Source organism: Mycetocola sp. Y442, assembly GCF_056898615.1.
Genome location: NZ_JBXHBV010000001.1, coordinates 1225746 through 1251356, shown reverse-complemented (window position 1 = coordinate 1251356; position 25611 = coordinate 1225746). Strand labels below are relative to the sequence as shown.

At 65.6% G+C, this 25611-nt stretch carries 22 protein-coding genes; 15 read left to right on the top strand and 7 right to left on the bottom strand.

Annotated features, from left to right (window positions below):
* The first annotated feature begins 77 nt into the window (after positions 1 to 77).
* Genes AC1X6S_RS05940 through panD form a run of 3 tightly spaced genes read left to right on the top strand, consistent with a single transcriptional unit; the run spans position 78 to position 3988 of the window.
* Positions 78 to 1130, top strand: a complete 1053-nt coding sequence (locus tag AC1X6S_RS05940) for a glycerophosphodiester phosphodiesterase family protein (protein WP_483404836.1) — start codon at positions 78 to 80, stop codon at positions 1128 to 1130.
* A 48-nt stretch (positions 1131 to 1178) separates the two neighbouring features.
* Positions 1179 to 3566, top strand: a complete 2388-nt coding sequence (locus AC1X6S_RS05935) for an ATP-dependent helicase (RefSeq protein WP_483404835.1) — start codon at positions 1179 to 1181, stop codon at positions 3564 to 3566.
* A 5-nt stretch (positions 3567 to 3571) separates the two neighbouring features.
* Positions 3572 to 3988 carry an aspartate 1-decarboxylase gene (gene panD, locus AC1X6S_RS05930; RefSeq protein ID WP_483404834.1) on the top strand — a complete coding sequence of 139 codons (417 nt, stop codon included), beginning with the start codon at positions 3572 to 3574 and terminating at the stop codon, positions 3986 to 3988.
* A 313-nt stretch (positions 3989 to 4301) separates the two neighbouring features.
* Here the strand turns inward: panD and AC1X6S_RS05925 are convergent, their stop codons facing one another.
* Both AC1X6S_RS05925 and AC1X6S_RS05920 read right to left on the bottom strand, forming a co-directional pair.
* Entirely contained in the window at positions 4302 to 5873 is a 1572-nt protein-coding gene (locus AC1X6S_RS05925) for a hypothetical protein (protein ID WP_483404833.1), read from the bottom strand.
* Positions 5874 to 6018: 145 nt separating this feature from the next.
* A complete protein-coding gene (locus AC1X6S_RS05920; RefSeq protein ID WP_483404832.1) occupies positions 6019 to 6795 on the bottom strand; it encodes an oxygenase MpaB family protein in 777 nt (258 codons plus the stop codon).
* Positions 6796 to 6958: 163 nt separating this feature from the next.
* Here AC1X6S_RS05920 and sucC point away from each other — a divergent pair, with 163 nt between their 5' ends.
* The 8 genes from sucC (at position 6959) to AC1X6S_RS05880 (ending at position 17976) form a co-directional block, all read left to right on the top strand.
* A complete protein-coding gene (gene sucC / locus AC1X6S_RS05915) occupies positions 6959 to 8122 on the top strand; it encodes an ADP-forming succinate--CoA ligase subunit beta (RefSeq protein WP_483404831.1) in 1164 nt (387 codons plus the stop codon).
* 16 nt (positions 8123 to 8138) lie between these two features.
* Complete coding sequence (sucD, locus tag AC1X6S_RS05910) at positions 8139 to 9026, top strand: succinate--CoA ligase subunit alpha (protein ID WP_483404830.1); 888 nt, start codon at positions 8139 to 8141, stop codon at positions 9024 to 9026.
* A 106-nt stretch (positions 9027 to 9132) separates the two neighbouring features.
* Positions 9133 to 10395 carry a cell division protein PerM gene (locus AC1X6S_RS05905; protein ID WP_483404829.1) on the top strand — a complete coding sequence of 421 codons (1263 nt, stop codon included), beginning with the start codon at positions 9133 to 9135 and terminating at the stop codon, positions 10393 to 10395.
* A gap of 40 nt (positions 10396 to 10435) precedes the next feature.
* Positions 10436 to 11017, top strand: coding sequence for a phosphoribosylglycinamide formyltransferase (gene purN / locus AC1X6S_RS05900; RefSeq protein WP_483404828.1), 582 nt, complete (start codon positions 10436 to 10438; stop codon positions 11015 to 11017).
* Between the two features lie 50 nt (positions 11018 to 11067).
* Entirely contained in the window at positions 11068 to 12660 is a 1593-nt protein-coding gene (gene purH / locus AC1X6S_RS05895; RefSeq protein WP_483404827.1) for a bifunctional phosphoribosylaminoimidazolecarboxamide formyltransferase/IMP cyclohydrolase, read from the top strand.
* Between the two features lie 56 nt (positions 12661 to 12716).
* Positions 12717 to 13928 (top strand): dimethylargininase, encoded by a 1212-nt coding sequence (gene ddaH / locus AC1X6S_RS05890; RefSeq protein ID WP_483404826.1) that lies wholly within the window; start codon positions 12717 to 12719, stop codon positions 13926 to 13928.
* Positions 13929 to 14272: 344 nt separating this feature from the next.
* Positions 14273 to 16162, top strand: a complete 1890-nt coding sequence (locus AC1X6S_RS05885; protein WP_483404825.1) for an ABC transporter ATP-binding protein — start codon at positions 14273 to 14275, stop codon at positions 16160 to 16162.
* Positions 16159 to 17976 carry an ABC transporter ATP-binding protein gene (locus tag AC1X6S_RS05880; RefSeq protein ID WP_483404824.1) on the top strand — a complete coding sequence of 606 codons (1818 nt, stop codon included), beginning with the start codon at positions 16159 to 16161 and terminating at the stop codon, positions 17974 to 17976. The genes AC1X6S_RS05885 and AC1X6S_RS05880 overlap by 4 nt, the downstream gene beginning before the upstream one ends.
* 92 nt (positions 17977 to 18068) lie before the next feature.
* On the opposite strand, the gene AC1X6S_RS05875 is transcribed toward AC1X6S_RS05880, so the two are convergent.
* On the bottom strand, positions 18069 to 18380 hold the full coding sequence (locus AC1X6S_RS05875; protein ID WP_483404823.1) for an MGMT family protein: 312 nt from the start codon (positions 18378 to 18380) through the stop codon (positions 18069 to 18071).
* A gap of 3 nt (positions 18381 to 18383) precedes the next feature.
* Positions 18384 to 18833: a GNAT family N-acetyltransferase gene (locus AC1X6S_RS05870; RefSeq protein ID WP_483404822.1), complete on the bottom strand. Its 450-nt coding sequence runs from the start codon at positions 18831 to 18833 to the stop codon at positions 18384 to 18386.
* A gap of 172 nt (positions 18834 to 19005) precedes the next feature.
* Here AC1X6S_RS05870 and AC1X6S_RS05865 point away from each other — a divergent pair, with 172 nt between their 5' ends.
* Together AC1X6S_RS05865 and AC1X6S_RS05860 are read left to right on the top strand one after the other, a co-directional pair.
* A complete protein-coding gene (locus AC1X6S_RS05865) occupies positions 19006 to 20190 on the top strand; it encodes a PucR family transcriptional regulator (protein ID WP_483404821.1) in 1185 nt (394 codons plus the stop codon).
* A 97-nt stretch (positions 20191 to 20287) separates the two neighbouring features.
* Positions 20288 to 21502, top strand: coding sequence for an NADP-dependent isocitrate dehydrogenase (locus AC1X6S_RS05860; RefSeq protein ID WP_483404820.1), 1215 nt, complete (start codon positions 20288 to 20290; stop codon positions 21500 to 21502).
* A 66-nt stretch (positions 21503 to 21568) separates the two neighbouring features.
* On the opposite strand, the gene AC1X6S_RS05855 is transcribed toward AC1X6S_RS05860, so the two are convergent.
* Entirely contained in the window at positions 21569 to 21988 is a 420-nt protein-coding gene (locus AC1X6S_RS05855) for a hypothetical protein (RefSeq protein WP_483404819.1), read from the bottom strand.
* Between the two features lie 172 nt (positions 21989 to 22160).
* Here AC1X6S_RS05855 and nagB point away from each other — a divergent pair, with 172 nt between their 5' ends.
* Both nagB and AC1X6S_RS05845 read left to right on the top strand, forming a co-directional pair.
* Positions 22161 to 22940 carry a glucosamine-6-phosphate deaminase gene (gene nagB, locus AC1X6S_RS05850; RefSeq protein ID WP_483404818.1) on the top strand — a complete coding sequence of 260 codons (780 nt, stop codon included), beginning with the start codon at positions 22161 to 22163 and terminating at the stop codon, positions 22938 to 22940.
* Positions 22925 to 23731, top strand: coding sequence for a hypothetical protein (locus AC1X6S_RS05845; protein WP_483404817.1), 807 nt, complete (start codon positions 22925 to 22927; stop codon positions 23729 to 23731). The genes nagB and AC1X6S_RS05845 overlap by 16 nt, the downstream gene beginning before the upstream one ends.
* 162 nt (positions 23732 to 23893) lie before the next feature.
* Here AC1X6S_RS05845 and AC1X6S_RS05840 read toward each other — a convergent pair whose 3' ends face one another.
* Entirely contained in the window at positions 23894 to 25246 is a 1353-nt protein-coding gene (locus AC1X6S_RS05840) for an FAD-binding oxidoreductase (RefSeq protein WP_483404816.1), read from the bottom strand.
* Positions 25243 to 25596, bottom strand: coding sequence for a YrdB family protein (locus AC1X6S_RS05835; RefSeq protein ID WP_108962855.1), 354 nt, complete (start codon positions 25594 to 25596; stop codon positions 25243 to 25245). Before AC1X6S_RS05835 ends, AC1X6S_RS05840 begins: the two co-directional genes overlap by 4 nt.
* Between the last annotated feature and the right edge of the window lie 15 nt (positions 25597 to 25611).

Sequence of the window (25611 nt, the reverse complement as noted above, 5' to 3'; positions counted from 1 at the left end):
TCTTTGCTGTGAAACACAGAGGTTTCCGGGGGTATTCCGATGCTGCCCCTGTGATACGGGCCGCCTAGGCTCGAAGCATGACAGCGTCAGATTCGGCAGGTCCGCTCATCATCGGCCACCGCGGTGCTCCCGGTTACCGCCCCGAGCACACCCGTTCTTCCTATGAGCTGGCCTTCGCGCTCGGCGCTGACGCGGTCGAGCCCGACATCGTCGCTACGAAGGACGGCATTCTCGTTCTGCGGCACGAAAACGAAATCTCCGGGACAACGGATGTCGCGATCCGGCCTGAGTTCGCCGACCGCCGTGTCACGAAGCACATCGACGGGGTCGAACTCACCGGCTGGTTCACCGAGGATTTCACCTGGGCGGAGCTGTCGACGCTTCGAAGCCGCGAGCGCATTCCGGGGCTTCGGCCGGCGAGCGCGAGTTTTGACGGATCCGCCGGCATCCTCCGGTTCTCGGATCTGCTCGAGATCATCGACGAGGCCTCCGAGGCTCAGGGTCGTGCGCTCGGGCTCGTTGCCGAGATCAAGCACGCGACCTACTTCGACAGCGTCGGCCTTCCACTCGACGAGCTGGTGGCATCCGCTCTCTCCGACACCTCGTTTGCGGAGGGGGCCGGTCTCGTCGTCGAGGCCTTTGAGAAGTCGGTGCTCGCCAGGATGCACGCTCGCGGACTCAGGGCCCGTTACGTCTACCTGCTCGAAAAACAGGGCAGCCCGTTCGACGAGATCACCCTGCTCGGGACGAAAGCTCCGACATATGCGGATGTCATCACCGACGTCGGTCTTGATGCACTCGCGGAGGGCTCCGGCGGGTTTACGGTCGACGGCATCAGCGTCGACAAGGCGATGCTCTTCGCCGGGGCACCCGCGGGGCAAACCAACGACCTCGTCGAACGCGCCCACCGGCGCGGGCTCGACGTGTTCACCTGGACGCTTCGACCGGAGAACAAGTTCCTGTCGCGGGCATTCCGGTCGCGCGGTGGGCCGTCGGCATTCGGAAACTGGGAGGGCGAGTTCGACGCGATCCTTGCCACAGGCATCGACGGCGTGTTCTGCGACCACCCCGACCTCGGTGTCGCCGCGCGAGATGCGCGGCGGAGGACCGTCACTCGCGCCGACGGCTGAGAGAACTGGAGCCGGTTGTCAGACGCCCGGCCTAAGCTTGACAGTGATATGGCGAGCACCCCGGAACCCAACCAGCAATCTGCGACTCCCGTGATAGTCGACGGCTGGCACACCGCCAGCATCCCGTCGAGCGATCCGAGTGGGCAGAGCGGTGAAAGCCGGCTGCTCGAGGGTCTCAACCCGCAGCAGCGTGAGGCGGTCCTGTACCGCGGGCAGGCGCTGCTCATCGTTGCCGGTGCCGGATCCGGCAAGACCAGCGTTCTCACCCGGCGCATCGCGAGCCTGCTCGAGAACCGTGAGGCCTGGCCGAGCCAGATCCTCGCGATCACCTTTACGAACAAGGCCGCCGCCGAAATGCGCGAGAGGGTCGGCGCCCTGGTCGGCCAGGTCGCCGAGGGCATGTGGATCTCGACCTTCCACTCCGCGTGCGTGCGTATCCTCCGCCGTGAGGCCGAGAACTTCGGCTTCACCAGAAACTTCACCATCTACGACTCGTCCGACTCCCGAGTGCTCATCAAGCGCATCATCAAGGAGCAGGGTGCCGACGTGCTCGGCTTCACGCCCGCCAACGTCTCCGCGAAGATCTCGAAGCTCAAGAACGAACTCGCCGACGTCGACAGCTACGCGCGAAACGCCAACATGGACGACCCCAACGAGGCGGCGTTCGTCCAGATCTTCCGTGCATACACCCGGGCGCTCACCGCGGCGAATGCATTCGACTTCGATGACCTCATCGGCCAGACCGTGTACCTGTTCCGGGCGTTCCCCCATGTCGCCGCGACCTACCAGAACCGGTTCAAGCACGTGCTCGTCGACGAGTACCAGGACACCAACCACGCGCAGTACTCGCTCATCCGCGAGCTGACGCGCCCGCCGGCACTCGACGACAACGCGCTCATCACCACGTCGCCAGGGGCATCGCTCACCGTCGTCGGTGACTCTGACCAGTCGATCTACGCGTTCCGCGGCGCAGACATCCGGAACATCGTCGAATTCGAGCGTGACTTCCCGGGTGCGAAGGTCATCCTGCTCGAGCAGAACTACCGGTCGACACAGAACATTCTCACCGCGGCCAACTCGGTCATCGCCAACAACTTCGACCGCAAAGACAAGAAGCTGTGGACCGCGGTCGGTGACGGCGAGAAGATCGTGGGTTACACGGGCTACTCGGGTCACGATGAGGCGCAGTTCGTCGCCGACGAAATCGAGAAGCTGCACCGCGAGGGGATGCCGTACAGCTCGATCGCCGTGTTCTACCGCACCAACGCGCAGACCCGTGCACTCGAAGAAATCTTCATCCGGTCGGCGCTGCCGTACCGCATCATGGGCGGCACCAAGTTCTACGAGCGGGCCGAAATCAAGGATGCCATGGGCTACCTCGTTTCGGTCGCGAACCCTCAGGACACCCTCGCGCTCCGCCGCATCCTCAACACCCCGAAGCGGGGGATCGGCCCCGCTACCGAGACTCAGCTGTTCCGGTTCGCCGAAGACAACGGGCTGACGTTCCGTGAGGCGATGCGGGAGGCAGCCGCTCTCGGGCTCGGACCGAAGGTGACGAACGCGATCCTGTCGCTCTCGGCACTGCTCGACGAGGGGGCCGCGCTCGTTGCCGAGGGCAAGGTCGCCGATGTGCTCTCGACGCTCGTGACCAAGAGCGGGCTGATCGAGTCTCTGCGCAGAAGCCACGACCCGCAAGACGAAGCGCGCGCAGAGAACATCGAAGAACTCATCGCCGTCGCCAGGGAGTTCGAGCGCAACAACCCCGATGGAGAACTCGTCGACTTCCTCACCGAGGTTTCGCTCGTCGCAGCTGCCGATGACCTCGACGACTCGAGCGGTACCGTCTCGCTCATGACTCTTCACACGGCGAAGGGGCTCGAGTACGACGCCGTGTTCCTCACCGGTATCGAGGAAGACCTGCTCCCGCACCGGATGAGCGCGTCAGAGCCAGGCGGACCTGCCGAGGAACGTCGTTTGTTCTACGTGGGAATTACGCGTGCGAAAAAGCGGTTGTTCCTCTCGCTGGCCATGACCCGTGCCCAGTACGGTGAGACCGCCGTCGCCATGCCAAGCCGTTACCTCCAGGAGATCCCCGGTGAGCTCATCGAGTGGCGCCAGTCGCCCGGAATGGCGAACTCGCGGGGTGGAACGCAGCCCCGTGCGCTCAACGCCAACCGGACCAAGTGGAACGGCACAGAACTCGCGACCAAGCCGCTCACCGAGAAGCGTGACTGGCCAAACCGCATCACAAACCAGGTTCGTGACAACGGCTCGCTGGAACTCGCCGCCGGTGACCGCATCCGTCACAGTGATTTCGGCGAGGGTCGGGTCCAGACCGTCACCGGCGAAGGCGCCAAGCGAATCGCACACGTCCAGTTCGAATCTGCGGGCTTCAAGAAGCTCCTGATCAAAATCGCACCGATTGAGAAGTTGTAATACCCATGCTGCGCACCATGTTCACCGCGAAGATTCACCGCGCGACAGTCACCCAGGCCGACCTGCACTACGTCGGCTCGGTGACCGTCGACCTCGACCTGCTCGACGCCGCAGACATCCTGCCGGGTGAGCTCGTCTCGATCGTCGACGTGACGAACGGCGCCCGGCTCGAGACGTACACGATCGCCGGCGAGCGGGGGAGCGGCGTGATCGGTATCAACGGCGCGGCCGCACGCCTCGTCTTCCCGGGAGACACCGTCATCCTCATCGCCTATGGGCAGATGACGACCGAAGAGGCGCGACAGTTTGTGCCGAACGTTGTGCACGTCGACTCCGCGAATCGTATTGTCGCGATTGGCAGCGACCCGGCGGAGGCGATCGTCGGCGACGTCGAGACCCCGCCGCACGCACTGCTTCGCTGAGCCGCGCGCCCTCGCGGCGTGACCCGCGTTGGTTTGCCACAGAACGCGGTTCCGGCCCACCGGGAAACGCATTCTGTGACGGATGAGTGATTGCAGCTGGCCCCCCGCGGGGCAGCGATTCGGGTCGTCCGTCGCGTGTGTCGGGTGTGGCGTGCTTGTGTCGACATCTGTGACGGATGAGCGTGCGCGGCGGGGCAGCGATGCGGGTCGTCCGTCGCGTATGTCGGGTGTGGCGTGCTTGTGTCGACATCTGTGACGGATGAGCGTGCGCGGCGGGGCAGCGATACGGGTCTTCCGTCGCGCGTGGCGCGGGTTAGCCGCGCTCTGAGAGAGACGAGTACCGCGGCCTCAGGCACGCAGCTCCCGTTGCAACGAGCGCGAGGGCGATGACGGCGGCGTGCAGGCGCGAGAGGTCGCCACTTCCTGTCTCGGGCAGCGTCGGTGCTTCCGGCGCCGGTGCTACGGGCGCAACGTGGGGCTGGTCAGCGGGCGGAGGGGGAGCCGGAGGCGCATTCACCGTGGTGATTTCTGTTGCGACGCCGAAGGGTGACGTCCACGGCAGGATTCGTTCGCCACCCTCGGTCGGTGTCGTATCCGATGGAGAAATGCTCTCGACCCAGACGTAGTGCCCTGGCCCGGCCAGCGTGCATGAGCGGGTGACGTACTCGCCCGGCCCCGTCGTAACGACGAGGGTCACCTCGCACGCAACCGGGGCATCGGTCGGGGGATGCTCAGCCGGCACGACCTGGTCGGCGAACGGCCCCAGCAGCCTGCTCCGAACGGTCACCGGCACCGGCACGAATGGCCCGCCAGGCGGCCCGGCTACCGGCCACTCGGCGAGTGTCGACGCCGTCGGCTCGACCGCGATGAGCACGGTGTCGGAAATCTCGGCGCCCTCATCCGCGACGGCCGCGCTGGTCCGGGTGGATACCACCGGCTGGAACGGCAGGTCGGACGGCAGGGGAGTGGTCCCGGTGGCCGTGGCGCTCGCCGAGGCGGAGCCAGCCGTAAGCAGATTCTGCGCCGCACCGGAGGACACCGCCATCGTGAGCGCGTTACCGTAGGGGAGCCCGTCGAAGTGGACCGAGGCCGCCACATCGGCAACCGCGGCGGAGGCAGGCACCCGCACCCGAACCGGCACACCGTTGCGCACAGGGGCACTCGTTGATCCGTCGTCGAAGGTCGCCCCGCTGAGCGTGAGAGTTCCCTCGTGGGCGCCAGCGGGCACGGCAACGGGACCGGCTGCGATGCTGTCGGCGGTGAGCGCCGCCGACACCTGTGAACCATCGCCGTCACGGCTGAACTCAAGGACCGCACCGACCGAGCGGGAGGCCGAGCGCTGTGTCTCGTCGAGCATGCGGCGGGCGAGCTCGAGGACGGCTGCCGCGTTCGCACCGGCGTTCGCGGCAAGTTCCTCCTGGCTATGGCGACCCAGCCCGGTGATCGTCCAGGTCGCGATCTGCCCGGCAGCAGCGGTTGTCGGGTCCTGTGTCCCCGCCCAGGTCCGGGAGATGTAGGCCAGCCGTGCGGCGTCGTCGGGGCTGTACCAGCCGAGCGCAGCTCCGTCGGCGTAGGAGAACTCAGCCCCGTTCGGAGTCGCGCGTTCGGTGTTGACGCAAAAGGCGAGGGTTCCGTCGGCGAGGCGCCACGACCCGAGCCAGAATCCACCGTTCTGGGGCGAGTAGTAGCCGAAAGCCCGACCGGTGACCGGTATGGCGGATGCCGGGGGTGCGGAGAAGAACAGCGGAGCAAGCACGACGGCGACGACGGTAAGGACCAGCACCATGATGCTGGCGCGACGGCGACGGCGACGGCGGCCCGGTGCCGGGGCTGCCTGGGCGGGAAGCGCCGCGGCCCGTGTACGAAAGAGGGATGTCGGGGTCATACCCAGAAGTGTGTTGACGCCGGGCGTCCCCGTGAACCGGACCATGACAACTGTGGGCAGCGCCGCCCATCCGATTCACTGGGGAGGACCGGTTGTGCCCACTGCAGGCCCCGAACCGTCGGTCTGGCCATCGAGCGAGGCGCGCCTACCGCGTCGACGCGCGCAGTCTCCGCAGGTAGAAGGAGCACACGGAGAAACGGATGCCGCGGGGCAGCCTCGGCCAGACCATACGCGTCACGCGAATGACGCGGTCGAACCGCCGCTGCTGCTTCGGCGACCACCGGAATCCGTAGTCCGCGCGAAGTCTCTCGTCGAGCAACCCGGCCGTCATCAACCGCGCGAGTGGCATCGCGGCGCGGAGGGGGAGTGGCAGGGACCTCGCCGAGAGCAGCTCCCTGCTGACGGCCCGAGCTTCGGGGGTGACCTCGAGTTTCGCGGACTCTTCGGCGAAGTAGCGGTCAAAGTCGGCCCGGGTCGGCGGCCACAGCTCCGGCGACATCTGAAGCGCGGTGCCGAGCACCGCGTACTCGCGGTAGATCCGCTCGGCGGACTCGGCGTCGAGCGGCCCGTAAACCAGTTCTCGAACGGTGATCGCGGTGTCATAGAGCGTCGCGGCGACCCAGAGCTGAAGGGCAGGGTCGAACGCCGAGTAGCCGGGTGATTCCGGTGTTGGCCCGGCCGAGACCGGCCCGTGCGCCGCATTGACTCGTCTGGCCACTGCGCGCTTGTCGGCATCGGTTCCATACACCTGGGCATAGGCGAAGGTCAACGTTGCGTGCAGCCGGTCGAGCGGGCGCGACGCGAAGTCGCTGTGGGCCGCAACTCCGAGGCCGACACTGGGGTTGGCGATCTGGAGCAGGATCGCGCGACCGCCGCCCGCCACGAGCACCGCGTCCCCGCCGATGTCGTCAAGAGTCGTCACGCGCCAACCGTAGCCCACGCTCGCCGCCGATAACGGTGAGCCGGTACGCTCCAATGAGACGAAGTAGAGTGGTAACGGCATTTCTCTCGGCGTCGAGATACCTGACGCGGGACGGCCAACAACTGCGCACATCAGCAACGCATTAAGCAGAACGGAAATCCACGTGGATCTTTACGAATACCAGGCACGAGACCTGTTCGAAAAATACGACGTCCCGGTCCTGCCGGGGATCGTCGCTGAGACGCCAGAGGAGGTACGCGCTGCGGCCGAGAAGCTGGGCGGTGTCGTCGTGGTCAAGGCTCAGGTCAAGGTGGGCGGACGAGGCAAGGCCGGCGGCGTCAAGGTCGCCAAGACCCCCGACGAGGCATTCGAGGCGGCACAGTCGATTCTCGGCCTCGACATCAAGGGCCACGTCGTCAAGCGCGTCATGGTCGCGGGCGGCGCCCGCATCGCCCAGGAGTTCTACTTCTCGGTGCTGCTCGACCGCGCCAACCGCTCCTACCTGTCGCTCACGAGCGTCGAGGGCGGAATGGAGATCGAGATTCTCGCCGTCGAGAAGCCCGAAGCCCTCGCGCGCATCGAGGTCGACCCGCTCGACGGAATCGACGCCGCCAAGGCCCGCGAGATCGCGGTAGCCGCGAACTTCCCCGCAGAGCTCGTCGACAAGGTCGCCGACGTCTTCGTCAAGCTGTACGACGTCTACAAGGGTGAGGATGCCACGCTCGTCGAGGTCAACCCGCTCGTGCTCACCGAGGAAGGCGACATCGTCGCCCTCGACGGCAAGGTCACGCTCGACGAGAACGCCGGTTTCCGTCACCCGTCGCACGAGGCGCTCGAAGACAAGGATGCCGCTGACCCGCTCGAAGCGAAGGCCAAGGCCAGCGACCTCAACTACGTCAAGCTCGACGGTGAAGTCGGTGTCATCGGAAACGGCGCCGGGCTCGTCATGTCGACACTTGACGTCGTCGCGTACGCCGGTGAGAACCACGGCGGCGTGAAGCCGGCCAACTTCCTCGACATCGGAGGCGGAGCATCCGCCGAGGTTATGGCAGCAGGCCTCGACGTCATCCTCGGTGACCCGCAGGTCAAGAGCGTCTTCGTCAACGTCTTTGGTGGCATCACCGCGTGTGACGCTGTCGCGAAGGGTATCGTCGGCGCTCTCGCCGAACTGGGCTCCACCGCGAACAAGCCCCTCGTCGTTCGCCTCGACGGCAACAACGTCGAGGAAGGCCGCCGCATCCTCAACGAGGCCAACCACCCGCTGGTCACCCTCGCCGCAACCATGGACGAAGGCGCCGACAAGGCCGCCGAGCTGGCTTCGAAGTAAAAGGACGAACGAAACAATGTCAATTTTCCTCAATAAGGATTCCAAGGTCATCGTCCAGGGCATCACCGGCGGCGAAGGCACCAAGCACACCGCACTGATGCTCAAGGCAGGCACCAACGTCGTCGGCGGCGTCAACGCCCGCAAGGCCGGCACCACCGTCGTTCACGGTGACGTCGAACTGCCCGTCTTCGCCACCGTCGCTGAGGCAATGGAGAAGACCGGCGCTGACGTGTCGATCGCCTTCGTGCCGCCGGCGTTCACCAAGGACGCTGTCATCGAAGCCATCGACGCTGAGATCCCGCTGCTCGTCATCATCACCGAGGGTGTCCCCGTCGGTGACTCCGCCGAGTTCTGGGCGTACGCGCAGAAGAAGGGCAACACGACCAGGATCATCGGCCCGAACTGCCCGGGCATCATCACGCCGGGAGAAGCTCTCGTCGGAATCACGCCGGCGAACATCACCGGCAAGGGACCGATCGGCCTCGTCTCGAAGTCGGGCACGCTGACCTACCAGATGATGTACGAGCTGCGCGAGATTGGCTTCTCGACCGCCATCGGCATCGGTGGAGACCCGATCATCGGCACCACCCACATCGACGCACTCGCGGCGTTTGAGGCCGACCCGGAGACCAAGGCCATCGTCATGATCGGTGAGATCGGCGGAGACGCCGAAGAGCGCGCCGCTGACTACATCAAGGCGAACGTCACGAAGCCCGTCGTCGGATACGTTGCCGGGTTCACCGCTCCCGAGGGCAAGACCATGGGCCACGCTGGCGCCATCGTCTCCGGTTCGGCCGGAACCGCTGCCGCGAAGCAGGAGGCTCTCGAAGCCGCCGGCGTCAAGGTGGGCAAGACCCCGTCAGAGGCAGCACGCCTCATGCGCGAGATCATCGCCGGACTGTAAACCGAACAGAAGCACGAACCGAAGGGCGGCAGGAAACTGCCGCCCTTCGTCGTATCTGGCGTGGGAGGACGGCCCGCCGCCCGACGACGGCTAAACTCCAAGTCGAATGAACCGCACAACACTTGCCATGCTCGCCGCGCTCGAGGCGCTCATCACCGTCGCTATCGGAATTGGGGTCACCCTCGTCCCGCTGAGCGTGCTCTGGGCCACCGACTACGGATTCTCGGTCGACTGGCTGGTCTTCTGGCGAGCGTCGGTCGACATCTGGTTGCTCGGAAACGGGGTGGATCTCACCGTCACCCTCCCGAGCGCGCTCGTCGCAGCCATCGGCATCCCCGAGGCATCGGCACCGTTCGTGGTCAGTTTCGTTCCCCTCGCGGTCGCCCTGTTCACCGTGGTCATGGGTGCCCGTACGGGTTCACGCGCCGCGGCAAGCAGGCTCTGGCCGATCGCACTGGTCTCGGCCATCGTCACCTTCGTTGTGATCACGGGGCTGCTCGCCCTCACCGCCGTGGATTCCACGGTGAACCCGTCGCTTCTGCAGAGCTTCCTCGTACCCGGTGCCATCTACGCCCTCGGCCTGATCGTCGGCGCACGACGCGTGCTGTTCCGGGCGGATGCCATGGGCAACGGACGGGTGAAAACCTGGGTCACCGGCATTGTGGACAGGTTCGACGACACGGCGCCCGCGGTGCTCTCCGCAGCCCTCCGTGGTGGATTCGCCGCGGTACTCGGTGTCCTCGCCGTGTCTGGGCTCCTGCTCGCTGTCGCCATCCTCGGTAATTTCGGACTCATCACCAGCCTGTACCAGAGCGCCCAGCTCGGCGTCTCCGGCGGGATCATGGCGACGATCGCGCAGTTGGGCTTCTTGGGAAATATCGTCATCTGGGTCGCGTCCTGGCTGATCGGCCCAGGGTTTGCTCTCGGCGCCGGAAGCTCGATCTCACCGGTGAACACGCTGGTCGGCCCGATCCCGGCATTCCCCATCTTCGGTGCCGTTCCGAACGGCGATCTCCCGCTCGGCTTCCTCGGGCTCCTCGTTCCCTTCATCATTGGCTTCGTCGCAGCGGCTCTCGTTCGCCCGCAACTCGTCCGTGAACTCCGCGGCGGCCCGCTGGCCGCGAGGCTCGCCATTGCCGCCGTCGGGATCGGAGCGGTCGCCGGCCTGGGTCTCGGCCTGCTCGCCTGGTTCTCCGGGGGAGCGATCGGGCCAGGCAGGTTCGAGACCGTCGGCCCGAACCCGTGGCTGGTCGGCGTCTTCACCTCCGCGGAGGTCACGCTCGCTGCTCTCATCGGTATGGCGTCTGGCAAGACCGACTCAGGTCAGCTCGACGTTCCCTCCGGGCGAACAGGTGCCGCCTCACGCTGATCGACTCCGCCGGGAAGCGACGCGACTGTAGGATTGCCCCGTGCTGAATATCGTCGTGCTGATCTCGGGTACGGGATCCAACCTCCGTGCGCTGCTCGAGGCGTCAGCCGACGCTGAGTTCCCCGCTCGTGTGGTCGCCGTCGGAGCAGACCGCGAGGCCGACGGGCTCGCCCACGCCGAGGAATTCGGGATCCCGACGTTCACCGTTCCGTTCAGTTCCTTCGCCAGCCGCGAGGAATGGGGCGTCGCCCTCCTCGAGCAGATCCGGGTATGGAACCCTGACCTCGTCGTGCTGAGCGGGTTCATGCGACTTCTGCCGCGGACCGTGGTCGACGCGCTCGCACCCCACCTCATCAACACACATCCCGCCTATCTCCCCGAGTTTCCGGGGGCACACGGGGTGCGCGACGCCCTCGCCGCCGGAGTCGACGAGACAGGGGCATCCATCATCGTTGTCGACAACGGCGTCGACCAGGGCCCGGTCATCGTCCAGGAACGCGTTCCCGTCCTGCCGGGCGACACCGAGCAGGAACTCCACGAAAGAATCAAACCGGTCGAACGCCGCCTGCTCGTGCAGACGGTTCTCGACATCGCCAACGGTCTCGATCTCGCTTCCCTTTAGCGCGACCGGCCTCTCAACCCCGTTCACTCGGCATTCCCAAGGAGCACACAATGGCCGGCCCAACACACGACAAGAGCCTGTACCGCGACCGTGACGTCGTGCCCATCACACGCGCCCTGATCTCGGTGAGCGACAAGACCGGCCTTATCGACCTGGCCCGCGCGCTCGCGGAGGCCGGCGTCGAGATGGTGTCGACAGGATCGACAGCCCAGGCCATCAGGGACGCCGGCTACGAGGTGACCGACGTCGCGAGTGTCACCGGGTTCCCCGAGTCGCTCGACGGACGGGTGAAGACGCTTCACCCATCGGTGCACGCCGGTCTCCTCGCCGACCTCCGCCTCGAGTCGCACGAGCAGCAGCTCGGCGACCTCGGTGTCGAACCGTTCGAACTCGTCGTCGTGAATCTCTACCCGTTCGTTGAGACCGTTGCGAGCGGCGCCGTCGGCGACGATGTCGTCGAGCAGATCGACATCGGCGGCCCCGCGATGGTGCGAGCCGCGGCAAAGAACCACCCGAACGTCGCGATCGTTGTGTCGCCCGCCAGCTACGGCGAGATCATTGAGGCCGTCGCGCAGGGCGGTACGACCCTCGCCCAGCGTCGCGAACTTGCCGCGCGCGCCTTCTCGCACACCGCGGCGTATGACACCGCGGTCGCAGGCTGGTTCACAGACACGGCCGAGGGCTTCGGTGCATCACTGACGATCCAGGCCGAGCTGGCCCACGTCCTCCGTTACGGCGAGAATTCGCACCAGGAAGCGGCGCTGTACCTGCGCGCCGGCGGTCACGGCATCGCCCAGGCGACGCAGCTCGGCGGCAAGGAGATGAGCTACAACAACTTCGTTGACGCGGATGCCGCGGTGCGCGCCGCGTACGATTTCACTGCTCCCGCCGTGGCCATCATCAAGCACGCCAACCCGTGCGGAATCGCCGTGGCGTCTCCGAAAGCACCGGATGCCATCGCGTCTGCACACGCTCGTGCTCACGCGTGCGACCCGGTCTCAGCGTTCGGCGGTGTCATTGCGGCCAACCGGATGGTGACCCTCAAGATGGCGGAGACCATCAAGGAGATCTTCACCGAGGTCATCGTCGCGCCCGGGTTCGACGACGACGCACTCGACGTGCTTCGCACCAAGAAGAACCTCCGCATTCTCGAGTTGCCAGCAGACTTCGCGCCGGAACCTCTCGAGGCGAAGCAGGTCTCTGGCGGCATCCTCGTGCAGCAGGCAGACCGGTTCCCGACCGAGGGAAGCGTGACGGACACCTGGAGCCTCGCCGCCGGCGATCCCGCCGACGATGAGACCCTCGCTGATCTCGCGTTCGCGTGGACAGCGTGCCGTTCGGTGAAGTCGAACGCGATTCTCCTCGCGAAGAATGGTGCGTCTGTCGGTGTGGGGATGGGCCAGGTCAACCGTGTCGACTCGTGCCACCTCGCGGTCACGCGCGCCGGCGACAGGGCCGCTGGTTCGGTTGCGGCATCCGACGCCTTCTTCCCGTTCGCCGACGGGCTCCAGGTGCTTCTCGACGCGGGCGTTCGTGCCGTCGTGCAGCCGGGCGGTTCGGTTCGGGACGAAGAGGTCGTCCAGGCCGCGAGGGCCGCTGGGATCACGATGTACTTCACGGGGGAGCGCCACTTCTTCCACTAGAAGACCGGCCCTCCAGCTGAACGTTGGCGCTCCGAGTCAGCCACTAGGCTCAAGCCATGACTGTTTCGTGGGGCCGCAGGCTCGTTTCGTCCTTCCTCGCCGCACTGACCACGGTTCTCGTGACCCACGCTGCCAGCGTGTTCGTGTTCTTCGTTTCGCAGCAGTACCAGTCGGCTGTGCTCACGCAGGTCAGCGATTATTACTTCCTCGGCAGTCTCTTCGCCTTCCTGCTCGTCTTTGTCTTCGCCATCGTCGGCGCCCTGAGGCAGTGGTGGACGGCACTTCTGGTCGGCCTGTTCGCCGGGCTCGTCGGTGCGCTGATCGGTACAGGCATCACGACACTCGCCGGTGGGTTCGGCCTCAACGGCGAGGTGATCGAGTACCTCTTCGGCACGCTGGTCAGCATCAACGGCGTCTACGTTGTGGTTGCCACGATCATCGCCCCCACCATCGGCCGGGCCGTCTACACGAGGGCCATCGAGTGGAAGGCGGCAGCGGCCAAGGCTGGCGCGCGGGTCGCACTGGTGAGGATGCCGGCGTCGAACCTCGCCAAGGGGACCGTCACCCACATCGATCGCACGCCCGTCGACACCGAACTCGCCGACACGCAGTGGGACGCATACACGAAGGCCCTGGAGAGCAACGGCTGGACTACCCGCGAGGTCACCTTCGCCGACAAGCTCGCCGACTCAGTCTTCGTAGAGGACACCCTGGTTGTTGTCGGCCCGGTGGCGATCGTGACACGATCCGGGGTCAGCAGCCGCCGTGACGAGGCGGAGGCCGCCGAGGAGACTGCTGAGTCGCTCGGTCTTCGGATCGAACGGATCATGAGCCCAGGCACCCTCGACGGCGGTGACGTGCTGATCGTCGGCAACAGGATCTACGTCGGTCGCGGTGGACGGACCAACGCGGAAGGGGTCCGCCAGTTGCGCGAGATCGCGACGCGCGAAGGCTACAACGTCACAGCGGTCCGCGTCACGAAGGCGCTCCACCTCAAGACCGCGATGACGGCACTCCCCGACGGGACCATCATCGGTCACCCCGACCTCGTCGATAACGCTGCGTTCTTCCCCCACTTCCTTGCGGCGCCGGAGAGAGCGGGCGCCAACGTGATCGCGCTGTCCGAGGACACAGTGATGATGTCAGCGTCGGCGCCGAAGACGGCGAAGCTTGTTGAGGACCTGGGTTACACGGTTGTCAGCGTCGACATCAGCGAGTTCGAGAAGCTCGAGGGTTCGGTGACCTGCCTCTCGGTGCGGGTCGGCTAAACCCGGCAAAAAACTTCTTGCGACGCTGAGCACCACGTTCTAGGCTGAAGGGCTGTACTGCGGCAAGGAGGACGTGATGATGTACCCGATGAAGACACTGGCTCAGAGCCCAGCGGCCTCGGGGGTGCGCCTTTCGCGAGTCCGCCCCTCCCGATCGCACCTCCTGGCCAGGATTTCGTATCCCGCGTCCTGACACCGCCGACGAGCCTTCCGTCGCGGTCGACGGTTCCGTCGCAGCTGTCCCGCCAGGGAATCTGCCGTCTCACACCTTCGTTTCTCCGGGAACATAACGCTTTCCCTCTGCCCGCCCGTCGGGCTCTTTCATGGAAGAGAAGTCTCTCGCTATGGCTCGTCACACCGACGCCAGTACAACCCAGCCAGTATCGAACCACACCTCGACACTGAGCACATTCCGCTCACTCCTGCGGATCTACCCGTACGCGAAGTCCGCGCTGCCGCGGATCTACCTCGGCATGGGCGCTGCGCTCGGCGCCGGTCTCGTTGCCCTCGGCATCCCCCTGGTGCTCGAGGCTCTCGTCGACGGCCCGCTCGCGACGAAGGACACGTCGCAGATCTGGTGGGCGGCTGCGGGTGTGCTCGGACTGGGCATCCTCGAGGCTGTCTTCATCGCCCTGCGGCGCTGGTTCGTGCTGACCCCCGGCACCCACGTCGAGGCCGCAATGCGCAATTCGCTGTATGCCCGGCTTCAGGACCTGCCGGTCGCCTTCCACGACCGCTGGCAGTCCGGACAGTTGCTCTCCCGCGCGATCAGCGACCTCAACCTCATCCGCCGCTGGCTGTCGTTCGGGCTCGTGCTGCTCGTGGTCAACATGGTCACGATCGTGATCGGGGCCGCCGTTCTCTTCTACTGGCACTGGCTTCTCGGCACGATCTTCCTCACCCTCGCGATCCCGGTATGGATTTACGGCTTCGTATTCGAGAAGAAGTACTCGATCATCGCGAGGAGGAGCCAGGACCAGGCCGGTGACCTCGCAACGGCCGTCGAGGAGTCCGTGCACGGCATCCGTGTGCTCAAGGCGTTTGGCCGGGGAAAGTACGCGCTGCGCAACTTCGAGTCGCAGGCGGAGAGCCTGCGGGGGACGGAGATCGAGAAAGCCAAGGCCATCGCTGGCATCTGGCTGTGGCTGCTTCTCTTGCCAGACATCGCATTTGCGCTGTGCCTGTTCACCGGGATCTGGCTGGCGTCGACCGGAGAAATCACCGTCGGCCAGTTGTTCGCGTTCTTCGCGACCGCGACGGTGCTGCGGTTCCCGATCGAATCGATCGGGTTCCTCCTGTCCATGACGTTCGACACCAGGACGGCAACCGACAGGTTCTTCGAGGTGCTCGATACCGCGAATACGATCACCGACCCGGAGAACCCGAAGACGATCCTCGCGCCGGAGGGACGCCTCGTGTTTGAGGATGTCCACTTCAGGTACCCGGATTCGCCCGCCGGTGTCCCTGACCTGATCGACGGCGTCGACCTCAGCCTCGAGCCGGGGGAGACCATGGCCCTCGTCGGCCTGACCGGCTCGGGAAAGTCGACACTGACGGCGTTGCCGGCACGCCTGTACGACGTGACCGGTGGGCGGGTGACGCTGGATGGAATCGACGTGAGGGACCTCAGGCGCGAGGAACTCCGCACCCACATCGCGATGGCCTTCGAGGATGCGACGCTGTTCTCGGCATCCGTTCGTGACAACGTTCTGCTCGGACGAGCTGACCTCGATCCGACAAGCGGTGAAGCGGATGCCGTCATGAACGAGGCTCTCGACATCGCGCAGGCCGGCTTTGTGCGCGACCTGCCCGACGGTGTTGACACGAAGGTCGGCGAAGAGGGACTCAGCCTCTCCGGCGGACAGCGACAGCGGCTGGCTCTCGCCAGGGCGGTCGCGGCGAACCCCGCGGTCCTCGTCCTCGATGACCCGCTCTCTGCGCTCGACGTGGACACCGAGGCTCTCGTGGAGGCGGCCCTCCGGCGCGTGCTCGCCTCGACGACGGCGCTGGTCGTCGCGCACCGGCCGTCCACGGTCATGCTGGCCGACCGGGTGGCCCTGCTCGAGCATGGCAGGATCACCGCCGTCGGACGACACAGCGAGCTGATCAGGACCAACGAGCACTACAAGTTCGTGATCTCGAGCCTCGAGGACGAAGAGAAACGCGAGGCCGCCGAACAGATCGACCGTGCCCTCGCAGAGGAAATTCGGGAACAGGAAGAGGTGAGCAAGTGAGCACCGCAACGGTGGACGGCGTCGAGGGTGAAGAACGCGACGACTTCACGAAGAAGGAGAGCGCGCAGATCCGGCGCAGGTCGCTGAGACTGCTCGGCTCGCTGCTTGCGCCGCTCAAGCTGCGCCTTGTCCTGACGATGCTCGTTGTAACCGTCTCGGTCGCGGCCCAGGTGGCCGGCCCCGCGCTCATCGCATTCGGCATCGACAGGGGCCTGCCGGCCGTTCTCGAGTCGAACGACTGGATGCCGGCGTTCGTCATTGTCGGGCTGTACCTGTTCACCGGTGTGATCGGCGCGATCCTGATGGCCTGGTACACCGTGCTGAGCGCGCGGGTCGGGCAGGCGATCCTCATCGACCTGCGCAAACGGGTGTTCCTCCAGACCCAGAAGCTCAGCCTCGAGTTCCACGAGAGCTACACGTCCGGGCGCATCATCTCGAGGCAGACCAGTGACCTCGACGCGATTCGCGAACTCCTCGATTCGGGTATCAACCAGCTTGTCTCCGGCATCCTGTACATGCTCTTCACCGGAGTGGCGCTGTTCCTGCTCGACGGCATCAGCGGACTGGTTCTGCTGGGCTCGCTTGTGCCGCTCTATTTCCTCACCCGCTGGTTCCAGAAGCGGTCGCAGGCGCTGTTCCGCCAGTCGCGCGTGGCATCCGCGAAGGTCATCGTGCAGTTCGTCGAGACCATGACCGGCATCCGTGCCGTGAAGGCGTTTCGCAAGGAGAAGCGCAACGCCGAGCACTTCGGTGAACTCGTCGAGGACTACCGGAGCGTCAACGCGAGGGTCATCCAGCTGTTCGGCGTCTTCGACCCCGGTCTCGTCTTCATCGGAAACGTCACCGTCGCGATCGTGCTGCTCGTTGGCGGGTTCCGTGTCATCGACGGCTCGCTGGCGATCGGTGCCCTGCTCGCCGTTGTGCTGTACACGCGTCGTTTCTACGACCCGATGGAGGAGATGGCGATGTTCTACAACTCCTACCAGTCAGCCGCGGCCGCGCTCGAGAAGATTTCGGGTGTGCTCGAGGAGAAGCCGACGGTTCCTGACCCGGTGCATCCCGTCGACCTGTGGACGGCGCGCGGACACGTGCACTTCGACGGTGTGCGGTTCGCGTACAAGGACGACAACGTCGTGCTGCCCGACTTCACCCTCGATCTGCCCGCTGGCCAGACGATCGCGCTCGTCGGGTCAACCGGGGCGGGAAAGTCGACTCTCGCCAAGCTGATCTCGCGGTTCTACGATCCGACAGAGGGAACCGTGACCCTGGACGGCGTCGATTTGCGGATGCTGCACCCCAAGGACCTGCGCCGGGCGATCGTCATGGTCACCCAGGAGGCGTACCTGTTCTCGGGTTCCGTTGCCGACAACATCGCGATCGGGAAGCCAGAGGCCAGCCGCGACGAGATCATGGCTGCCGCCCGCGCTGTCGGCGCTGACACCTTCATCGAGTCGCTTCCGAACGGGTACGACACCGACGTCAATAAGCGCGGCGGCCGGGTGTCGGCGGGCCAGCGCCAGTTGATTTCGTTCGCCAGGGCGTTCCTCGCCGACCCTGCGGTGCTCATTCTCGACGAGGCGACGGCATCCCTCGACATCCCGAGCGAGCGGCTCGTGCAGGAGGCGCTGCAGACCCTGCTCGCCGATCGCACGGCGGTGATCATCGCGCACCGGTTGTCGACGGTGGCGATCGCCGACCGCGTGCTCGTGATGGAGCACGGCAAAATCGTGGAGGACGGCAGTCCCTCTGAGCTGATCTCGGGCACCGGCAGGTTTGCCCAGTTGCACGCGGCGTGGCGGGACTCGCTGGTTTAACAGGACATCGCACGGCTGACAGGAAGAAAGCCCGCTTTCTCGCCTGTTAACCGTGCGATTTCCTGTGAACCGGGCGACAGCATCCGCTGTTCTCAGACGAAGGCGGATGCCGCGACGCGGTAGCCGCCGTCTGCGCGCGTCCGCAGCGGGGTCTCCTCGGCCTCGTAGTGAACGAGTGCCTCTTCCTCGTGGGACTGAGGCGGCAGGCCGCCGGCCCGCACGACACGCCACCACGGGACATCGCTGCCGTACAAGGCCATGATGCGACCGACGCCGCGAGCGGATCGCGAACCGAATGTCGCGGCGACCTGCCCGTAACTCATGACGCGACCGGGCGGGATCGACTCGACGATGTCGAGGACTATCGCGACCTCATCCCGTGCTTCCGGCTGGGCTCTCGCCATGTTCTAGAGCTTGCGGACGCCGACCGTCTCGCCGTACTGCGTCTCGCTGACCGGCTCGAATCCGACGTGGCGGAAGAATGCCTCCGGGCCGAGCTCTCCGGGTTCGTAGATGACGTTGACGTGATCGAATCCGCGCTTCGCGGCCTCGGAGCTGAGCGCCTCAACAGCGAAAGTACCGACGCCGCGACCCTGGTCGTCAGCATCGACGTTGATTCGCCACAGGATGGAGCGGAATTCGTCTTCGCCGTCGGGGTCGAAATTGGCCTGGACGAAACCCACGACCTCGTCACCGTCGAGGATCACCCGCTGCCAGGTTGTGGCCGGGTCGAGCACGGCGGCAGCGACGGAATAGGAGACCGGAGCAACAAACTGTTCCTGTCCCGGCTTGAGAGTCAGCGTGTTGACAGCGACGATCGTAGAGGCGGACAGTTCGACGAGTCTCAGTTCAGGCATGCTGCAAGGCTAGCCGGAACCGTCCGATCTCCGGTAGCCGGGAGCGTCACTGACGGTTAAGTTCAGGAACCGTTAACCCGGGGATTCCGCAACGCCCCGAGCGGCAGCCGAGCGCCGATCGGAGTGCCTCCGAGGCCTGTCCGACGCGTACCATCGAGTGCGGAGGTGGGAAATGTCGTCAGTGTCACCGCACTCGAGCCGATCGGACGCCGAGGGGCAAACGCTCACCGGTCGTGAACTGCTTGTTCGGGTTCTGGCGCGGATGGACGGCGAACTCCCCTGGTTCCAAGTGCTCCCCGCCGCGAGGCGGGCGGCCATCGAAGAGATCACGAGGTCGCTCATCGAGGCGTTCGTCTCATACTGCTCGCACCCGGACCCGTCGGCTGTCCCGCGCGTGTTCGGCGAAGCGCCTGCCGAGCTTGTTCGTTCGATCAGCCTCGAGCAGACGCTGCAGCTGATCCGGGTGTCCGTCGCCGCCGTCGAAGACAGCCTCATCGGTCCCGAGGCCGCTGCGTACCGGGAAGCCAGCCTCGACTTCTCCCGCCAGTTGGCGTTCGAAGCGGCCGAGATCTACGCGGTCTCCCGCGCGTCGCCAGGGCTGTGGGACCCGCGACTCGAGCAGCTGGCCATCGATTCGGTTCTCGCCGGCCGAGGGGTCGGCGATCTGGCCGATCGCCTCGGTGCTGTCGGCTGGCGCGGGGGAGGAGCGAGCGTTGTTGTCGTCGGTGCCGTCGGCGATACCGTCGACGAAGACCGGCTGCGCCGCGCGGTCTGGGCCGCTGGCGCCGATGCGCTCGCCGGTGTGCGCAACGGGCGCTTCATCCTCGTTCTGTCGTTACCGGTGGCGGATGCGGGCGAGCACGCGGCCCAGGCCGCGTCGAACGACGTCGCCGTCGCGCTGGCTCAGGTCGAGCAGATAGCACGGGACATCGTCGCGGCGACGCTGTCGGAAACCACCGTTCTCGGGGATGTGGTGGTTTCGATGGCCGATGCGGCCACGAGCGCCCGGGCCGCGGTATTCGGTGCGCGGGTCGCTCACACCTGGCTGCAGGTGCCGACGATCGTCAGCGCCGATCAGCTCTTGCCTGAGCGTGTACTCAACGGTGATGCCGACGCCCGAACGGCGCTCCTGCAACGCGTCCTGGTTCCGCTGCAGGACGGCGCGAGCGACTGGCTCGAAACCATCGCCATCTACCTCGACAGTGGCCGCTCGATCGAGGGCTGTGCGCGAGCGCTCGACGTGCACGCCAACACGATCAGGTACCGGCTGGCCCGGGTGTCCGAGGTGCTGGGCTTCGACGTCACCGCCCCACGGAACGCGTTCACGGTGCAGTGCGCGCTGCGACTCGCGAGCTGATCGCCAACAACCTGAAATCTCTCGATATCAAGATAGTTGCGGCTCTCAGGTAAGCTTGACGACGGTCGGTAAGGCCCCACAAGCTAGGAGCTTTCTATTGTCAAAAATTAAGGTTGAAGGCACAGTCGTCGAGCTCGATGGCGACGAGATGACCCGCATCATCTGGCAGTCCATCAAGGACACCCTGATTCACCCGTACCTCGACGTGAACCTCGAGTACTACGACCTCGGCATCCAGAAGCGTGACGAGACGGATGACCAGATCACCATCGATGCTGCTCACGCCATCCAGAAGCACGGCGTCGGCGTCAAGTGCGCGACGATCACACCCGATGAGGCTCGCGTTGAGGAATTCGGCCTCAAGAAGATGTGGAAGAGCCCCAACGGAACAATCCGTAACATCCTCGGCGGCGTGATCTTCCGCGAGCCGATCATCATCTCCAACATCCCGCGTCTCGTACCGGGCTGGAACAAGCCGATCATCATCGGTCGACACGCTTTCGGTGACCAGTACCGCGCCACCGACTTCCTCTTCAAGGGCAAGGGAACACTCACGGTCGAGTTCACGCCCGAGGACGGTTCCGAGCCGCAGAAGTTCGAGGTCTACCAGGCCCCGAGCGACGGCATCGCCCAGGTTCAGTACAACCTTGACGCGTCAATCCGCGACTTCGCGCGTGCGAGCCTCAACTACGGCCTCACCCGTAACTACCCGGTGTACCTCTCCACGAAGAACACCATCCTCAAGGCATACGACGGCCGGTTCAAGGACATCTTCCAGGAGATCTTCGACGCTGAGTTCAAAGAGCAGTTCGATGCCGCTGGACTGACCTACGAGCACCGCCTCATCGACGACATGGTGGCATCCGCCATGAAGTGGGAGGGCGGATACGTCTGGGCCTGCAAGAACTACGACGGAGACGTGCAGTCTGACACCGTCGCGCAGGGCTTCGGTTCGCTCGGTCTCATGACCAGTGTTCTCGCAACACCGGACGGCAAGGTTGTCGAGGCTGAGGCCGCACACGGAACTGTGACGCGCCACTACCGCATGCACCAGCAGGGCAAGCCGACGTCGACCAACCCGATCGCGTCGATCTTCGCCTGGACCCGCGGGCTCTCGCACCGCGGCAAGCTGGACGGCAACGACGCTCTCATCGAGTTCGCGTCGACCCTCGAGGACGTCGTCATCAAGACCGTCGAGTCGGGCAAGATGACGAAGGACCTCGCGCTCCTCGTCGGACCCGAGCAGCCGTACCAGACCACCGAAGAGTTCCTCGCCGAGATCACGGCGAACCTCAAGGCTCGCCTGGGCTAAAGCCAGCAACAACAAAACGCTCCCCGATCCTGTGGATCGGGGAGCGTTTTCGTTGTGCTGCGGGGGTTAGCCCTGGCAGACCGCCTGCAGGTCGCCGAAGGTGGTCTGGACCTCGGTAATGGCGTCGGTGAGCGCCGTCTGGTCCGCGTTATCGGGGTCAGCGGCCGCGATTTCCATTTGTTCCGCGAAACCGCTGAGCGCCTCTGTGGCTTTCGTGCTTTCCGGCTTGACGTCGTCGTTGGTGATCTTGTCATTCGCCTCCGAGAAGGTCTCCGAGAGCTCGGTCACGGCTTCAGCGCCGGCGACCGGGTCGTTCCCGAACGATGAAACGCTGTCGCTGAGTTCGGCCTGTGCATCCTCGAGTGTTGACTGCACGATGGAGCAGGCCTCCGCCTGCGACTGCCCACTGGCGCACCCGGTGAGGAAAAGGCCAAGAACGGCAATGATGCCGATCGTTGCCGCGCTGGTTGTTCGGTTCCTGGACACAAGTTCCCCCTGAAAGAAAGTGCTGGGTGAGAGCGATGAGTAATCGAATTGACTGTATCAGCGTGAAGATGGGGAACCCCTGCCGCTGCTGGCATCGCCGAAGAAGCGAGGCCGCGCCGCATGGCAGACTGTGAGCAGTTATTACCCCCGCACCAAAGAAGAATGTGAGTCCATGGCTGAAGTTGTGATCGTCGAAAACTCCCGTGCCGCCGGCGACCTGGTGGCTGACGCCATCCTGTCGCTGATCGCGTCGAAGCCCGATGCGGTTCTTGGCCTCGCCACAGGGTCGACGCCATTGCCGGTGTACAAGGCACTCGCGGCGCGAGTGGGAGATATCGACCTCGGCAAGGTGTCAGCCTTCGCCCTTGACGAGTACGTCGGACTGCCGGCGTCCCACCCCGAAAGCTACACATCAGTCATCAACCGCGAGGTCGTCGAACCGCTCGGACTGGTACCGGAGCGGATTCACGTTCCCAACGGAGCGACTGAAACCATCCGGTCGGCCGGTGCGGACTACGAGCGAGCGATCCACGAGGCTGGCGGGGTCGACCTGCAGATCCTCGGCATCGGTTCCGACGGTCACATCGGTTTCAACGAGCCAGGATCGTCGTTCGCCTCCCTCACCCGTGTGAAGACACTCACCGAGCGCACCCGTTCAGACAACGCCAGGTTCTTCGACTCACCCGACCAGGTCCCCATGCACTGCATCACGCAGGGCCTCGGCACCATCCTGCGGGCACGTCACCTCGTGCTGCTCGCGTTCGGTGAAGGCAAAGCGGATGCTGTCGCCGCAGCTGTCGAGGGACCGCTGAGTTCGATGCTTCCCGGTTCGGCGATCCAGCTGCACCCGCACACGACGGTCGTCGTCGACGAAGCGGCCGCGTCGAAACTCAGGCTCGCCGACTATTACCGGTACACGTACGACAACAAGCCCGAGTGGCAGGGGATTTGAGCGACAGGGTGGTCGACCTGCTCTCGCCCGGGCAACTGGCTGCTCGCGCCCGGATGCGCCGTGAACGAGCGATCGGCGACGCCCAGTCGGACTGGTCGATGGTCATCGAGGGCTGGAGCGGTGGCCGCCAGGTCTTCGCTTTCGCGCTGCCCACCCTCGACGCTCTCGCCGGGCCGCTCCTGGTGGCGCGCTCTGCCCTCAACGTCGACACGGTTGTCCTGTTCACCGACTCCCGCGTCTTCGCGCTTGAGCCCGGCGATATCGATGGCCAGCGCACCGCTGAGCGTTACCAGCGCGGTGAGGTCTCCCTTCTCGAGCTCGCGATGGCAGGAGACCCTCGCGTCATCGACCAGCTGGTGATCCTGCCGTTCAGCGTCGAGCGCGGCGTTCTCGACCCCCAGATGATCCGCTACCTCACGCGGTACGAATCCGGCCGGGAGTCGGGTGTTATCTGGGATATCGACGGCGACGAGCCGGTGACCGCGACCATCAGCGGTCCGATTCATGGCGTGCTCACCTGGGCGATGCAGGACAACGCGGTCGGGCCAGACGGACAACTGGCTCAGCCGGGTGAAGCGCTGATGTGGGAAGAGCTCGACGCCCACCTGCTTGGGATCGTCGCTGCCGCGCTCAACACGGCGTCAGAGGGGCGCTTTGTGATCCTCGACGCCCACCCGAAAATCGCCACAGCAGCGGGGTTCGCACCGTTGTCGGCGCCCGGAGGAATCCTCATCGGTGACACAACCCCCGAGAGCGTCGCGCAGCTCGTGGCCTGGGACGTGGCGCGGTAGCCGACTCGCGCGGAGCCGGAGCCGGTGCCCGTCGGGGCGGCCGAGGGTCGAAACCATCAGTTCCGGTCGAAAACACCCGGCGCAACTGATGCGCTCGACCGGAACTGATGTTTTCGAGTGCGGGCCAAGCGTGGCGCAGCTCGTGGCAGGGGAAGCGGCGGGCTAGAAGACCTTGCCCGGGTTGAGGATGCCGTTCGGGTCGAAAACCGCCTTGATGCGGCGCTGGAGCTCGAGCTGGGTCTCGCCCAGTTCATCGCCCAGCCAGCGTTTCTTGAGGATCCCGATGCCGTGTTCACCGGTCAGGGTGCCGCCGAGCTTCAACGCCGCTCCGAACAGCTCGTCGGCCGCGCGCCAGATCAGGTCGGGAACCTCAGGGCCATCGAAGATGAAGTTGGGGTGGAGGTTGCCGTCGCCGGCGTGGGCGACGGTGGGAATCCGGATGCCATATGCCTGCTCGATCCGGACGATCTCCGCGAACATCGCCGGCAGTGCGCTCCGGGGAACAGAGACGTCTTCGATCAGGGTGGTTCCCAGGCGCGCCATCGCGGGGTGCATGGCCCGACGAACGGCCAGGAGCTGCTCGCCGGCGACGGGGTCCGTCGACAGTTCCGCCCGCCCGCCCATCGCGAGAATGATGCCGAGCGCCGCTTCCGCTTCTGCCGCTGCGGCCGGTCCGTCGGTCTGCACGACGAGGTGCGCCTCGCCGGTGGAGACAGTGGGGAGGGCAAGCAGGGTCGCGGTGGCCTCGAGCGACGCCGCGTCCATGATCTCCATCACCGCGGGCTGGATGCCGGCGGCGGTGATCCCAGCGGACGCTGCGGCGGCATCCGTCACCGTCGGGAAATAGGCGGCGATCGTCGCTACGGCACCGGCGACGAGCGGCCGGATGCGCACTGTCGCGCCGGCAATCACACCGAGCAGTCCCTCCGAACCGACGAAGAGCGCGGTCAGGTCGAGCCCGGTGACACCTTTGACACTGCGGTGACCGAGCTCGAGTACCTCGCCGCTCGCGAGCACGACGGTAAGGCCGAGCACCGCATCGCGCGTGACGCCGTACTTGGCGCAGAGCAGCCCGCCAGCGTTGGTCGCGATGTTCCCGCCGACGGTGGAGATCGCCTTTGAGGCGGGGTCCGGTGCGAACCAGAATCCATGCTCGGCGAGGATCTCGTTGAAACGACCATTGAGGATGCCCGACTCGATCACCGCGAGCTGGTCGGCCGGATTGATCTCGAGCACGCGGTCCATGGCGAGCGTTGACAACACGATCTCACCGCCAGACGCGATGGCGCCACCGGCAAGACCGGTGCCGGCGCCGCGAGTCACGACGGGCGTTCCCGTCGCGTTGGCGATGCGCAGCGTTGTGGCGATGTCGGCCACCGACGTCGCGGTGACCACGGCGAGAGGGGCGGATGCCGACACGTGGCCGGACTTGTCGGCCTGCATGAGCGCCAGCGAAGCGGCATCCGTCACAACGGCGGTGCCAAGCTCGGCGACCAGCTGGCCGACGACGTTCATCGGCTGAACTCGCGTCGGCCGTTCACCACGCCGCTGATGACGGCGACGACGCCGAAGACGAGGGCAACGAACGGGACGCCGAGGTCCCACCACGCGAGTGCGGCAGCGCCCATGACGGCGAGTTCGATGAGTGCCTTGCCGTACGGGTCGATGTGGAAGACCGCCTTGGGCGAGCGGAAGAGCCCCCACAGCAGGATGGCGATCACCGGAGCGCCGATGCCGATGACGAAGTTCCACGGCAGCGACCAGGCCAGGAAGCCCCAGATGCCGAGAGACACTATCGCGAAGAGCTCGAGGAAGAGCCTGAGGATGTCGTTGGGTGTTACTGAGGGCTGCGAGGTATCTGACACCCCTCCAGTTTAGGT

Excerpts from the sequence above, each read along its gene's own strand:
- AC1X6S_RS05940 (WP_483404836.1), top strand. The coding sequence starts at position 78 with ATGACAGCGTCAGATTCGGCAGGTCCGCTCATCATCGGCCACCGCGGT.
- AC1X6S_RS05935 (WP_483404835.1), top strand. The coding sequence starts at position 1,179 with ATGGCGAGCACCCCGGAACCCAACCAGCAATCTGCGACTCCCGTGATA.
- panD (WP_483404834.1), top strand. The coding sequence starts at position 3,572 with ATGCTGCGCACCATGTTCACCGCGAAGATTCACCGCGCGACAGTCACC.
- AC1X6S_RS05925 (WP_483404833.1), bottom strand. The coding sequence starts at position 5,873 with ATGACCCCGACATCCCTCTTTCGTACACGGGCCGCGGCGCTTCCCGCC.
- sucD (WP_483404830.1), top strand. The coding sequence starts at position 8,139 with ATGTCAATTTTCCTCAATAAGGATTCCAAGGTCATCGTCCAGGGCATC.
- AC1X6S_RS05905 (WP_483404829.1), top strand. The coding sequence starts at position 9,133 with ATGAACCGCACAACACTTGCCATGCTCGCCGCGCTCGAGGCGCTCATC.
- purH (WP_483404827.1), top strand. The coding sequence starts at position 11,068 with ATGGCCGGCCCAACACACGACAAGAGCCTGTACCGCGACCGTGACGTC.
- ddaH (WP_483404826.1), top strand. The coding sequence starts at position 12,717 with ATGACTGTTTCGTGGGGCCGCAGGCTCGTTTCGTCCTTCCTCGCCGCA.
- AC1X6S_RS05885 (WP_483404825.1), top strand. The coding sequence starts at position 14,273 with ATGGCTCGTCACACCGACGCCAGTACAACCCAGCCAGTATCGAACCAC.
- AC1X6S_RS05875 (WP_483404823.1), bottom strand. The coding sequence starts at position 18,380 with ATGGCGAGAGCCCAGCCGGAAGCACGGGATGAGGTCGCGATAGTCCTC.
- AC1X6S_RS05870 (WP_483404822.1), bottom strand. The coding sequence starts at position 18,833 with ATGCCTGAACTGAGACTCGTCGAACTGTCCGCCTCTACGATCGTCGCT.
- AC1X6S_RS05865 (WP_483404821.1), top strand. The coding sequence starts at position 19,006 with ATGTCGTCAGTGTCACCGCACTCGAGCCGATCGGACGCCGAGGGGCAA.
- nagB (WP_483404818.1), top strand. The coding sequence starts at position 22,161 with ATGGCTGAAGTTGTGATCGTCGAAAACTCCCGTGCCGCCGGCGACCTG.
- AC1X6S_RS05840 (WP_483404816.1), bottom strand. The coding sequence starts at position 25,246 with ATGAACGTCGTCGGCCAGCTGGTCGCCGAGCTTGGCACCGCCGTTGTG.